Origin of the sequence: Microbacterium sp. BWR-S6Y (genome assembly GCF_041379845.1) — a bacterium.
Classification (GTDB): Bacteria; Actinomycetota; Actinomycetes; order Actinomycetales; family Microbacteriaceae; genus Microbacterium; species Microbacterium hydrothermale.
Genome location: NZ_JBFECV010000002.1, coordinates 495,910 through 508,732, shown reverse-complemented (window position 1 = coordinate 508,732; position 12,823 = coordinate 495,910). Strand labels below are relative to the sequence as shown.

Below are 12,823 nucleotides of genomic sequence, written 5' to 3'. Positions count from 1 at the left end.
GCGGCGCGAGGGACCCGTGCGTGCGCGTTCCGCGGGCCGAAGAGGCGCGGCATCCCCCGGTGACGACGGTTTCCGCGCTGTTACGCCTCCGTAAATGTCGAGATCATCATTGATATAGCCGTATGGGCGCTGATACCGTCGCCCATCATGAGTCCCACGGCCGAACGCAGTCCCGCCCTCGATCGCGTCTCCAAGGCGATCGTCGAGCAGCTGCAGGAAGACGGCCGTCGCTCCTACGCCGAGATCGGCAAAGCCGTCGGTCTCAGCGAGACCGCGACGCGCCAGCGGGTGCAGAAGCTGCAGGATGCCGGCATCCTGCAGATCGTCGCGGTCACCGATCCGCTGCAATTGGGCTTCGCCCGGCAGGCGATGATCGGCGTGCGCGTCTCCGGCGACACCCGCGTCGTCGCCGCGCAGATGACCGAACTGCCGGGCGTGATCTACGTGGTCTCGACGGCGGGCTCGTTCGACCTGCTCGTGGAGGTCGTCTGCGAGAGCGACGACGACCTCATCGACCTGCTCAACGACCGCATCCGGTCTCTTCCCGACGTCGTCTCGACCGAGACGTTCGTCTATCTCAAGCTCCACCGTCAGCTCTACAACTGGGGAACGCGATGACCCTCATCGAAACGAATCAGCACGCCGACCTGCAGACGAAAGCCCGCGATCACCTCTGGATGCACTTCTCCCGCCAGTCGACGATGACCGAGGGCCCCGGAGTGCCCATCATCGTCAAGGGCGAGGGCCACCACATCTTCGACGCGACCGGCAAGCGCTACATCGACGGGCTCGCGGGACTGTTCGTCGTCAACGCCGGCCACGGTCGACGTCGCATCGCCCAGGCGGCGGCCAAGCAGGCCGAGGAGCTCGCGTTCTTCCCGCTGTGGTCGTACGCCCACCCCGCGGCGATCGAGCTGGCCGACCGGTTGGCGCACCTCGCCCCCGGCGACCTCAACCACGTCTTCTTCTCCACCGGCGGCGGTGAAGCCGTCGAGACGGCGTTCAAGCTCGCCAAGCAGTACTGGAAGACGCAGGGCAAGCCCACCAAGCACAAGGTCATCTCGCGGGCGATCGCCTACCACGGCACCACGCAAGGCGCCCTCGCCATCACCGGCCTACCGGTGATGAAGCACATGTTCGAACCCGTCACCCCCGGCGGCTTCCGCGTGCCGAACACCAATTACTACCGGGCCGAGGAGAGCGGCTTCGGGGGCGGCACCCCCGAGGAGTTCGGGCTGTGGGCCGCCGACCGCATCGAGCAGATGATCCAGTTCGAGGGTCCCGAGACGGTGGCCGCGGTGTTCCTCGAGCCCGTGCAGAACGCGGGCGGCTGCTTCCCCGCTCCCGCCGGGTACTTCCAGCGCGTGCGGGAGATCTGCGACAAGTACGACGTGCTCCTCGTCTCCGACGAGGTGATCTGCGCGTTCGGCCGCCTGGGCTACTACTTCGGCGCCGAGGCGTACGACTACCAGCCCGACATGATCACCTTCGCCAAGGCCGTGACCAGCGGGTACTCGCCGCTGGGCGGAACGATCGTCAGCGACCGGGTGTACGAACCGTTCGCGCACGGCGATGCGTCGTTCCCGCACGGCTACACCTTCGGCGGGCACCCCGTGTCATCCGCTGTCGCGATGGAGAACCTCGACGTGTTCGAAGAGGAGGGGCTGCTGCAGAACGTCCGCACGAACTCCCCGGTCTTCCGCTCGACCCTGGAGAAGCTGCTCGACCTCCCGATCGTCGGCGACGTGCGCGGTGACGGCTACTTCTTCGGCATCGAGCTCGTCAAGGACAAGGTCACGAAGGAGACCTTCGACGACGACGAGTCGGAGCGCCTGCTGCGCGGATTCCTGTCGAAGGCGCTCTTCGACGCCGGTCTCTACTGCCGCGCCGACGACCGCGGCGACCCCGTCATTCAGCTCGCGCCGCCCCTGACCATCGGACCGTCCGAGTTCACGGAGATCGAGCAGATCCTGCGCGCGACACTTACCGAGGCCTGGACGCGCCTGTGACGCCCGGGATGCCGACCCCACGACGGTCGGCATCCCTCCCCCCTCTCTTCGGCCGACCCGTCGAAGCCCACCCTCCGGCACCACCCCGCCGACCGTTCCGCTCCCACCCCGAGCGGTGCTCCGCACGCTGTACCCCGACATCAGCCCCACGGACGCGACACCCGATCGCGCACCGCACCCTCTAGGAGGAGCCACGAACGACAACATCGGTGCCGCCACGGCACCCGCGAACCCGGGCGCGAAGCTCGCCCGCACCCTCGGTCTCTGGTCGATCGTCGGCCTCGGCCTGGGGTACATGACCCCGACCGTCGTGTTCGACACCTTCGGCCTCGTCGCCGAGAAGACGAACAACGTCGTCCCGGCCGCCTACGCGGTGGCCCTCATCGTGCTCGTCTTCACCGCCGTCAGCTACGGCAAGATGGTCCGCGTCATCCCCAGCGCCGGCTCCGCCTACACGTATGCGCGCGAGGCGATCCACCCGGGCGTCGGTTTCGTGGTCGGCTGGACGGCGCTGATCGACTACATGCTCCTGCCGATGGTGAACGCGCTCATCATCCGCAGCTACATGGAGGCGCTCTTCCCCGACATCCCCGGCTGGATCTGGGTCGTCGTGTTCACCGTCGGTGTGACGGGCGTGATCTATCTCACGATGCGGGGAACCTCGAACGTCAACATGATCTTGCTGGTGTTCTCGATCCTCGTCATGACGGTGTTCGTCGTCATGGTCGTCGTGCAGCTGGTCGGCGGAGCGGGAGCCGGCACCGCCGTGTCGCTCGCCCCGTTCGCCCACAGCGACGTGCAGTTCGGGGCGGTCCTGGCCGGTGCCACCGTGGTGTGCTTCTCGTTCATCGGCTTCGACGCGGTGTCGATGTACTCCGAAGAGGCGAAGACCCCGAAGATCATGCCGCGGGCCATCGTGCTGACCCTCATCGTCGGCGGTCTCATCTTCCTCATCGCCTCGTACGTCACGCAGCTGCGCTTCCCCGACTCCACCGCTTTCCCGCAGGAGGCGATCGAAGACAGCACGCTGCCCGAGATCGGTGTGCAGGTCGGCGGTCCTGTGCTGCAGGCCGTGCTCACCGCCGCGGGCTTCGCGGCGACCCTGGCCTCGTGGCTCGCGTCGCACGCCTCGGTCTCGCGCATGCTCATGGTGATGGGACGCAACAACGTCCTGCCGCGGCGGATCTTTGGCTTCATCAACCCGAAGACCCACACCCCGACGCTGTCGATCATCATCGTCGGTGCCGTCAGCCTGCTGGCGATCGAGTTCACGCTCGAGCAGATCGCGGCCTACATCAACTACGGCGCGCTGGTGGCCTTCTCGTTCGTGAACATCTCGGTCATCGCGTGGTTCGCGATCCGCCGGGGTCTGCACAAGACGCCGGGCGACATCGTCCGCTACATCGTGATGCCCGGCGTCGGTCTGCTGCTGACGGCGCTGCTGTGGGTGAACCTCGACATGCACGCCCTCATCGGCGGTCTGATCTGGACGACGATCGGCGTGATCTACCTGGTCGTGCTCACGCGCGGATTCCGCCGCCCGATCGCCTCGTTCGACGAGAACCAGCCCGTCACCGGGGTGAACAAGGTCGCTCCGGGTCCGCGCTCGGAGATCTGAGCGCACGCCCCCACCGCAGCACCCGAGGCCGCGGCATCCCGACACGGATGCCGCGGCCTCGATGCATCCGCCGACGGACGGCATCCGCCCGACGGCGTCGGACGCGCCCGCCGATCGCCGTCACAGCGAGCTGATAGCCGGCGCATACGCCGCTCCGTTGCCCCGGGAGCACTCTTCTCGACGTGACCTCTCCCGTCGGCCTCGCGCGCTGGTGGCGCGAACCCTGGTGGGCCCGCGTATCGCTGTCGCTCATCGTCGTCGCGTTCGTCGTGCTCACCTGCTGGAACCTCGCCCGCGGCGGCGACTTCTCCTTCTACGAGGCGTCCGCCCGATCGATGGCGTCGTCGTGGCACGCGCTGCTCTTCGGCGCGTTCGATCCCGCCGCGACCGTGACCCTCGACAAGCTCAGCGGCTTCGCCGTTCCCCAGGCGCTCAGCATCCGCCTCTTCGGCATGTCGATCTCGGCGATCGCGCTGCCGCAGGTGATCGAGGGCGTCGTGACCGTGGTGGCGTGCGCGGTGCTCGGCCTGCGCCTCGGAGGCCGCGGCGTGGGCCTCGTGGCCGCCGCGGCCGCCGCGTCGACGCCGATCTTCGTGTCGATGTTCGCCCATCCGATGGAGGACGGCCTGCTCACGATGGCGCTCGCGGTCGCCGTGGTGTGGTGGCAGCGGGCGGTGCTCACGGCGCGCTGGTGGCCGCTGCTGGTCTGCGCGGTCTTCATCGGCGTCGGCTTCCAGGCGAAGATGATGTCGGCCTGGTTCGTTCTCCCCGCCCTCATCGTGGGAACCCTGCTGACCAGCGACGGCCTCCGTCGGGGATTCGTGCGCGCGGGGGCGCTGACGGCGTCTGCGGTGGTCGCCTCGGTCGCGTGGATCACTGCGATCGCCCTCGTGCCCGCGGGGTCGCGTCCCTATATCGACGGGTCGACCGACAACGACGTGTTCGCGATGGTCTTCGGCTACAACGGCCTCGATCGCTTCGCCCCGGGCGCCGTTCCCGGCTCGGTGGGATCGTCGACCTCGACGGGGGGCGTCGGGGCGACGCTGAGCGCGATCGTGCACGCCCTCGCGGGTCACGGCGCGACCTCGGCGGGAGCGTCGTCGTCGGCGACGAAGCTCTTCGAGCTGCCCCTCGTGACCCAGATCGGCTGGCTCTACCCCGCGGCGATCGCGGGCATCGTCCTGGGACTCTGGCGGTGGTGGCCGCGCACGAAGCCCGACTGCACCGGTCCGCGCCCGGACGAGGGCGCGCCCGGCGCGCGCGCCCGGTTCGCGCTGGTGGCGGTCGCGGCGATCTGGCTCGTCACCTCGGCGGCGGTGCTGTCGTTCACCCGGGTTCCGCACACCGCGTACGTTGCGGCCCTGGGCGTGCCGCTCGTGCTCCTGACGGCCGTCGCGTGGGGCGAGGGGGTGCGCCTGCTCCGCTCGGCGTCCCGCGCGCGCCGGCTCGTTCTCCCCGCGATCGCGCTCGCGCAGGGTGCCTGGTGGGCCGTGCTCGTGTCGGAGGCGCGACTTCCCGGCATCCTTCTGATCCCCGCCGTCGCGGTGGGTGCCGCGGGCGCAGTCGTCGGGATCGTCGCGGCGGTGTCGGCCGGCCGGGTCGCCGGCGTCGCCCCCGCCGCCCTCGCCCTGGCGCTGCTGTGCCTGCCGATCGCCACGAGCCTGCAGGTGCTCGACGACGCGCGGGACGGCAGCGGAGGCGACGCCTACGTCGGCGTCACCGCGCAGAAGGGCAACCCCGACGAGACGTTCGCCGTCTCGCCCCCGGCCCCCTGGGGCGGGACCGCGGGACTGACCCCGGCGGTGTCGCAGCTGGTCGACACCGCGCGCGCCCACGGCGGCGGCACGGGCGGCGAGGCCCTGATGGTGACCGATTCGTGGGCGATCTCGGCGCAGATCATCGACGCGACCGGGGCGGACGTGCTCACCGACGGCGGGTACTCGGGCCACGTGCCGGTGTTCACCGCCGCCCGGCTGAAGGATCTCGTGCACACCGGTCGGGTCCGCCTGTTCGCGGTGGCCGACGGCGCCCCCGAGTCCGACCCGGTGCGGGAGGTGGCGACCTCGTCCGGATGCCGCGAACTCAGGGCCTGGTCATTCGCGGCCAAGAACGAGGGCGGTGACGTGAACAAGACCTCGGGAGTGACGCTCTACGGGTGCGGCGTCTGACAAACGCCCCCGGAGACGCCCGGGAGGGCCTTCCGATCGCAGGCGCCTCGGCACCGCCGGTAGACTTCAGCCAGTGACCCGCACCCGAGCCGAAGCCGCCTATCTGCGCTCGGCGACGGCGTTCAAGAACCCCACTCTCGACCTGCTGCACGGGCGATTCGCCCCCTTCGTCGTGGCGGTGCTGTCGGTGGTGTTCACGCCCGATCGCCCCGCCGTCGCGGTCGCCGACGCCCACGTCGAGGTCGCCGAGGCGATCGAGGAGTTGCGCGCCGCGGGCATCGACTCCGACGACGACCGCCGCATCCCCGCCGGTACCGCCCGCGAGATCTGCCGCGGGTGGGTGCGCGTCGGCTGGCTGGGGCTGCAGATCGAAGACGACGTCGAGGTCTACCGCCTCTCGGCCCACGCGGTGGGGGCGCTCGAGATCGCCGGTCGCGCGGGCGGCGGTCGCGCCCGCGTCTCGCGCTCGCGCGTGCGCACCCTCCTCGACGCGGTCGAGCGCCTGTCGCGCGACGCCGAGAGCGATCCGGTCCGTCGACGCGAGGCGCTCCTCGAGGAACGCGCCGCCCTGGATGCCGAGATCGCGGCGCTCGACGAGGGCATCGTCGAGCCGCTCGACGACGAGCACCTGCTGGAGGAGGCCGAGAACGTCATCCACCTCGCCCGCGAGCTCCCCGCGGACTTCTCCCGCGTGGCGGAGTCGATCGCCGCGATGCAGCGCGACGTGGTGGCCGAGCTGCGCCGGGACGTGCGCCCCACCGGCGACGTGCTGCGCGAGTACCTCGAACGCGGTCGGCAGGTGATGCAGGCCACCCCCGAGGGGCGCGCGTTCCAGGGGGCGCTGCGCCTGATCGGCGATCCCGAGCACATCGACGACCTCACCGAGCAGCTGCACGCGGTGCTCACGCAACCGTTCTCGCGGCTCATGACGCCCGAGCAGCGTGGCGAGCTCGACGCCATCGCCCGCCGCGTCGAGGCGGGCGTGCAGGAGGTGCTCACCGCCCAGCGCCGCGCGTCGCACGTGATCACCGCGCAGGTGCGCACGCACGACCCGATCCGCGACCGCCAGGTCGACGATCTGCTGCGCGGCGTGATGGCGGGCCTGCACCGCTGGAGTCAGACGCGGGCGCCCGGTCGCGTCGAGCCGGTGCGCACCCTCCCCCTCGCCGACATCGGGCACCTGCGCCGATCGCTCAGCGACGTGCGTCCACCCGGGGCGCCGGAGCCGTTGGCATCCGCCTCCGAGGTCGACGACGCCGAGTTCGCTGCGGTCGACACGCGCGCGTGGGGCGGTCCGCACTACGCCGAGCTCGAGGCCTACGTCGCGGGTCTCGGGGACTCCTTCGACCTCGCCGCCGCCTTCGCCGGGGCGGATACCGAGACGCGGCGCCCGGTCGACCTCGTCGGGCTGCTCGAGATCGTGCACCGCGGGGGTCTCGTCGAGACCGACGAGGTCTCGATCGTCGAGGCCGTGCGCCCCGACGGCACGACCCGCCGCTTCGCCTTCGGGGCGGTCACGGCGCGAGGTGGGGCCGGGTCCGAGACGGCACCGCCGCCGGGCCGGGCGGCCCCCGCGGAATCGCCCCGGAGCCCCGACCTCCCCCCTCGACCGAGCCAGGAAAGTGTGATCGATGACTGACGTGGACCTGTCCGTCCCCGACGCCGACTCCCCCGTCTTCATCGCCCCCGTGGCGATGGAGAACGACCCCGACGCGCTCTTCGCCGGCGACCGCGGCGTGCTCGACGCCGCGGTGCGGCGCGTGCTCGTGCGCATCCTGCAGCGTCGCTTCCTGCTCGCCGAGTCATCCCCCGCGGAGTGGAAGCTGCTGCTGGAGCACCAGCAGATGATCGAGTCGCGCCTGAACGACCTATTCGTGCGGCTCGTCGTCGACCACGCCCGTGGCGTCGCCTACAAGGAGCAGGTGCGCAGCGACGAGCTCGACGTCCCGATCCTGCTGAAGGACGAGGCCTACTCACGCGCCGAGACGCTCGTGCTCGTCTACCTGCGCACGGTCTTCCAGCGCGAGACGACCGCGGGCACGGCATCCGCCCGCGTCGACGTCGAAGAGGTCGAGCAGACCGTGCTGACCTACTTCTCCGAGAGCGACGGCACACGCGCGAGCCAGCAGCGCGCGGTGCGCACCGCGATCGCGCGCCTCGACCGCGAGGGGATCATCGAGGAGGAGTCCGAGGGGCGCTATCGCATCGGCCCGCTCATCGAGGTCGTGCTGAGCGCCGAGGTCCTGCGCGAACTGCAGCGCTGGCTGGACGCGCAGACGAAGGATGCCGCGCCCCCGGCGCCGGAGTCGCGCGAGCCCGAAGCGACAGCCGAAGCCGAAGCCGGAGCCGACGCATCCGAGACGACCGAGGGAGAGCTCTCATGACCATGCTCGAGACCCTCTTCGGACTCATCCCCGCCGCCTCCCGCGGGCAGCAGTGGGTCGCCGAAGACCTGCAGCTGATCAACTGGGGAGGATACGACGGCACGCACCGCGTGCGCTTCGCCCCGACGGCGACCCTGCTGTGCGGCGGGTCGGGCTCGGGAAAGTCGACGCTCATGGACGCCTACGTCGCGCTCATGATGCCGCACACGACCCCCTTCAACGGCGCGTCCAACGGCGCCGTGGTGGGACGCCCGCGCGGGCAGGAGCAGCGCAACATCCTGTCGTACGGCCGCGGCAAGCTCGACGAGTCGCGCACCGACGAGGGCACGAAGGTGCGCGTGCTGCGCGGCGACGGCGTCGACACCTGGACGGCGATCGCGATGACGTGGGCCGACCACGACGGGGCGCGGTTCACGGCGGTGCGGGCCTGGTACATCCCCGCCGCGGCGCGCACCCTCGACGACGCGGTGAAGGTGCGCGCGACGGTGCACGGCGCGTTCGACCTGCGTCAGCTGGAGCGGGCGGCGCAGAGCCACCTGTCGGACTCCGCGGTGCGGGCCACGGGCCTGGACACCCTCGCGACCGACCGCGAGTTCTCGGCGCGCCTGCACGCGGTGCTCGGGATCGGCGCGGCCGGCTCGGGGACGAAGGCGATGAGCCTTCTCGCCCGCATCCAGGCCGGTCAGCAGATCACCACGGTCGACGACCTCTACAAGCGCATGGTGCTCGAGGAGCCCGAGACCCTCGCGGTCGCCGAGGCCGTCGTCTCGCACTTCGACGGGCTCGAGGGCACGCGCACGCGCATGCTCGAGGCGCGCCAGCAGGTGCGGGCGCTGCAGCCCATCCGTGCGATGAAGACGCGCATCGACGAGGCCGCCGAGCGCCTGCGGCTCATCGACGCGCTCGGACGCTTCGGCGACCCGGAATCGCGCGCGTCGCTGTGGCGCGCGCAGCGCCGCGTCGACCTCCTCACCGCCGTCGAGACCGAGCTGCGCGAACGCACCCACGCCACCGACGCCCTGGTGCGCGAGCGGCAGGCGCTGGCGGATGCCGCCGAGGCCGAACGCGAGGGTCTCGGCGACGTGCTGCGCGCGGCCGGGGGCGACCAGCTCGACGCCGCGCAGCGCGAGCTCCGCGCCCTCGAGCGGCGACTGGCCGGCATGCAGCGCGACCGTGAGAGGTTCGAGGCCGCCCTCGCGGTGCTCTCGGTCGAGGTGTCGTCGGCGAAGCAGTTCGCCGCGATCGTCGACGACGCACGACGCACACTCGGCGACGCGGACGCCAAGACCGCCGTGCGCGACGCCTTCGTCGCCGCGAGCAGCCGGCACACCGACCTGCGCCAGCAGCTCTCGGCGCTCGAGGCCGAGCACCGGCGCACGCAGACCCGCGACGACAACATCCCGCCGCGCCTGCACGAAGCGCGCGAGGCCCTCGCCGAGGCGGCGGGACTCACCGCCGCCGAACTGCCCTTCGTCGCCGAGCTCGTCGACGTGCGCACCGAGTACGAGCCGTGGCGCGGGGCGTTCACGCTCGCCCTCGGCGGCTTCGCGACGACGCTGCTCGTGGATGCCGCCCACCTGGCATCCTTCCGCTCCGCGATCGACGGGGTACGACTGAGCGAGAGACTGCGCTTCGAGGGCGTGTCGACCGACCTTCCCGAGCGCACGGGCCTCGACCCCGCGACCCTGCCCGGCCGGCTCGAGTACCGGCGGTCCCCCTTCACCGGGTGGCTGCAGGACCGCCTCGAGCAGCAGTTCTCCTTCGTCTGCGTCGATGCCGCGAGCGACCTGTCGCACCACCGCCTGGCGCTCACGATCGCCGGACAGACGAGCCAGGGCGCGCGCGGCGCGCATGGTGGGTCGACGCGGCAGAGCATCCTCGGCTTCTCGTCGCGCGTGCGCCTCACCGAGCTCGGCGAGCAGATCGTCACCGCGCGCCGCGACCTCGCGTCCGCGAAAGCCGCGGTCGACGAGGCCGCCGCGGCGCTCGACGCCTTCGACGAACGGCGCAGCGCCCTCGAGAAGATCGCCGACCTGACCTGGGACCAGGTCGACACGGCATCCGTCCAGCGCGAACTCGACCGCTGGAACGAGACCGTCGTCGAGGTCACCGCCGGAAACCCCCGCATCGCCGAACTGCAGGAGCAGATCTCGGGCGCCCGCGCCCGCGTGGCGCGACTGCGCGAGGAGATCGGCGCCGCCAAGACCGAGCAGCAGGCCCTCGCCGCCCGCTGGGCGGAGGTCACCGACGAGGTGGACGACGCCAACGCGCGTCTCGAGCGGGCCGAGGATGCCGCCATGACGCTGACCGCCGACGAGGCCGCCTACCTCGACGGGCTCTTCGTCGCCCCCGCCGACGACGCCTCGCCGTCGCAGCTGCTCGCGCGCTTCGACGCCGCCCTCGAGTCCGCGTCGAAGCGACTGCTCGAGGAGCAGCGCGCGGCGCAGGAGACCTGGGCCGATCAGCGCGAGAGCCTGCGGCGCACCCTCACCGCCTTCACCGACCGGTGGCCGAGCCCCAACCTGCTCGCGGACCCCGACGAGTCGCTCGGCGACTTCGAGCGCATCCTCGCCGACCTCGAGGCCAGCGGTCTGCACGAGCTGGAGGCCGAGTGGCGCGACTCGCTCCTGCGGCTGTCGGGCAACGACCTGACCAGCCTCGACTCGGCGCTCACGCGCGCCCTGCGCGAGATCCGCGAGCGCATCGCGCCGATCAACGACATCATGCAGGACCTGCCGTTCTACGATGACGAGCACCGCCTGCAGATCGTGCCGCGCGAGAACCAGTCCGAGGTGCGACGCCGGTTCCGGCGCGAGCTGCGCGACGTGCGGGCCGCGATCGACGCAGCATCCTCCGACGAGGAGCGCGAGGCCGTCTACGGCCGCATGGCGCGGCTGATCGGGCGGATCCGTTCGACGGCTCCCGACTTCGCCGACCTCGTCGATGTGCGCAACCACGTGCGGGTGAGCGCCGAGCGCTTCCGCGCCGACACGGGCGAGCACGTGGCCCTGTACGACCACATCGGCGAGAAGTCCGGCGGCGAGTCGCAGGAGCTGATCGCCTTCATCGTCGGCGCCGCCCTGCGGTACCAGCTCGGGGATGCCGGGTCGGAGCGCCCGCGCTACGCCCCGGTGTTCCTCGACGAGGCGCTCATCAAGGCCGACGCGCACTTCACCAAGCGCGCGATCGGCGCGTGGCGCGGGCTCGGCTTCCAGCTCGTCATCGGCGCCCCGAACGACAAGTACAGCGCGATCGAGCCGCACGTCGACGTCGAGTACGACATCCTCAAGGACACGCGCGGGCGCTCGTGGGCGAAGGCGAAGGTGGGCGTCGCGGACTGAGGTCACCCGCTCGATTGGCCAGGTCACGGCGCAGACGACCGGGAACGTCACGAGCCTCACCGCGCTCACCGCCCTGCTCCTCCCGGGCATGCTGGAGCGCCGCCGCGGCGCGATCATCAACGTGGCCAGTACCGCGGCGTCCCAGCCCCTCCCCCACATGTCGGTCGATGGGGCGACCAAGGCCTACGTGCTGTCGTTCTCGCGCGCGCTGTGGCACGAGACGCGGGGAACCGGCGTCGATGTCGTCGCGATCTGCCCGGGCGCCACCGCGACGGGGTCTTCTCCACCGCCGGCGACGACGCCTCGGTGGGCCCGCGCCGCACGCCCGAAGGCGTGGTCGACAGCGCCCTGAACGGCCTGCGCCGGGGGCGCCCGACCGGCATCGACGGCTCGGCCAACGCCCTGTCATCGCGCGTGGCCGCGGTCCTGCCGGAGCGCCTCGTCCTGCGGATCGCCGAACGGGCGATGCGCCCGGCCTCGCGCTGACGCCCACCTCGGCCCCGGCCACCCTGCTGTGCGAGCTCAGCCCTCGCGCGCGCGGAGCGCGTCGTCGACGCCACGCAGCACGACGGGTCCGAGGCCGTCCAGGTCCGCGCGCGCCGAGGGCACGTCGCGGAAGTACCGCACCACCGTGGCGACCTGATTCGGATCGGACCCCAGCGCCAGCATGGGTGCTTCGACGCGGGGGCCGGCTCCGTCGGCGATGAGGTGGAGCTTGGCCACGGGACCCGTGCCGATCCCCACCTCGGCGAGCTCGTCCCACCGCCAGTCGACGCGGCCGCGACCGCGGATGCCGGTGAGTCCTTCGGTCGTCAGGTGCAGCCCGGCCGGCTCGCGCAGACGCACAGCGCTCATGACGATCACTCCGAGGCCGAGCAGCCCGAGGGCGTATGGCGCACGCGTGAGCAGGAACGACGGCATGGTCGGCAGGTCCCCCGCATCGACGACGATCTGAGCCACCGCGGGGAGCAGCAGCAAGCTCCCGAGCACGAAAGGAACCGCGGTGGCAGCCGGGGCGGGGCGGAACCAGATCCCGGATGCCGACGGGTCGATGCGCAGCAATCGCTCCCGGATCGTCCCGAAGAGGACATGGAGGCAGGCCGCCGCCCCGAGGATGGTGACGGTCAGCGCTCCCATCACGAGGCGCAGACCGATGCGCTCATCGGCGACCGCCATGAGGACGGGCAGCACCGCGAAGAGAACGACGACGACGACGAGCCAGGTGGGGCGCCGGCCGTTCGGGAGGACCGGGATTCGCGGGTCGGTGGACGGAAGCCGGGGAGACATGGTGCTGATTGCCACG

The 12,823-nt window shown here is 71.4% G+C and carries 10 protein-coding genes; 9 read left to right on the top strand and 1 reads right to left on the bottom strand.

Annotation, left to right across the window (positions count from 1 at the left end):
• The first annotated feature begins 147 nt into the window (after positions 1-147).
• The 9 genes from AB1K56_RS06350 to AB1K56_RS06310 all read left to right on the top strand — a co-directional run bounded on the left by AB1K56_RS06350 (position 148) and on the right by AB1K56_RS06310 (position 12,006).
• Entirely contained in the window at positions 148-618 is a 471-nt protein-coding gene (locus tag AB1K56_RS06350) for an Lrp/AsnC family transcriptional regulator (RefSeq protein ID WP_076674833.1), read from the top strand.
• Positions 615-2,009 (top strand): aspartate aminotransferase family protein, encoded by a 1,395-nt coding sequence (locus AB1K56_RS06345; protein ID WP_371204966.1) that lies wholly within the window; start codon positions 615-617, stop codon positions 2,007-2,009. Before AB1K56_RS06350 ends, AB1K56_RS06345 begins: the two co-directional genes overlap by 4 nt.
• A 205-nt stretch (positions 2,010-2,214) precedes the next feature.
• Entirely contained in the window at positions 2,215-3,627 is a 1,413-nt protein-coding gene (locus AB1K56_RS06340; RefSeq protein ID WP_371205065.1) for an APC family permease, read from the top strand.
• A gap of 182 nt (positions 3,628-3,809) precedes the next feature.
• Positions 3,810-5,795, top strand: coding sequence for an ArnT family glycosyltransferase (locus AB1K56_RS06335; RefSeq protein ID WP_371204965.1), 1,986 nt, complete (start codon positions 3,810-3,812; stop codon positions 5,793-5,795).
• A gap of 73 nt (positions 5,796-5,868) precedes the next feature.
• Positions 5,869-7,434, top strand: a complete 1,566-nt coding sequence (locus AB1K56_RS06330) for a DUF3375 domain-containing protein (protein WP_371204964.1) — start codon at positions 5,869-5,871, stop codon at positions 7,432-7,434.
• The gene (locus AB1K56_RS06325) at positions 7,427-8,179 is read left to right on the top strand and encodes a DUF4194 domain-containing protein (RefSeq protein WP_371204963.1); all 753 of its coding nucleotides are present in this window, start codon (positions 7,427-7,429) and stop codon (positions 8,177-8,179) included. Before AB1K56_RS06330 ends, AB1K56_RS06325 begins: the two co-directional genes overlap by 8 nt.
• Positions 8,176-11,520, top strand: a complete 3,345-nt coding sequence (locus AB1K56_RS06320; RefSeq protein WP_371204962.1) for an ATP-binding protein — start codon at positions 8,176-8,178, stop codon at positions 11,518-11,520. Before AB1K56_RS06325 ends, AB1K56_RS06320 begins: the two co-directional genes overlap by 4 nt.
• A gap of 13 nt (positions 11,521-11,533) precedes the next feature.
• Positions 11,534-11,872 (top strand): SDR family NAD(P)-dependent oxidoreductase, encoded by a 339-nt coding sequence (locus AB1K56_RS06315; protein ID WP_371205064.1) that lies wholly within the window; start codon positions 11,534-11,536, stop codon positions 11,870-11,872.
• Positions 11,854-12,006 (top strand): hypothetical protein, encoded by a 153-nt coding sequence (locus tag AB1K56_RS06310; protein WP_371204961.1) that lies wholly within the window; start codon positions 11,854-11,856, stop codon positions 12,004-12,006. The genes AB1K56_RS06315 and AB1K56_RS06310 overlap by 19 nt, the downstream gene beginning before the upstream one ends.
• A gap of 36 nt (positions 12,007-12,042) precedes the next feature.
• Here the strand turns inward: AB1K56_RS06310 and AB1K56_RS06305 are convergent, their stop codons facing one another.
• A complete protein-coding gene (locus tag AB1K56_RS06305) occupies positions 12,043-12,822 on the bottom strand; it encodes a hypothetical protein (RefSeq protein WP_371204960.1) in 780 nt (259 codons plus the stop codon).
• Position 12,823: the final 1 nt, after the last annotated feature.

What these genes read in the sequence shown, in the direction of transcription:
- AB1K56_RS06325 (WP_371204963.1), top strand. Translation starts at nt 7,427, where the DNA reads ATGACTGACGTGGACCTGTCCGTCCCCGACGCCGACTCCCCCGTCTTC.
- AB1K56_RS06320 (WP_371204962.1), top strand. Translation starts at nt 8,176, where the DNA reads ATGACCATGCTCGAGACCCTCTTCGGACTCATCCCCGCCGCCTCCCGC.
- AB1K56_RS06350 (WP_076674833.1), top strand. Translation starts at nt 148, where the DNA reads ATGAGTCCCACGGCCGAACGCAGTCCCGCCCTCGATCGCGTCTCCAAG.
- AB1K56_RS06345 (WP_371204966.1), top strand. Translation starts at nt 615, where the DNA reads ATGACCCTCATCGAAACGAATCAGCACGCCGACCTGCAGACGAAAGCC.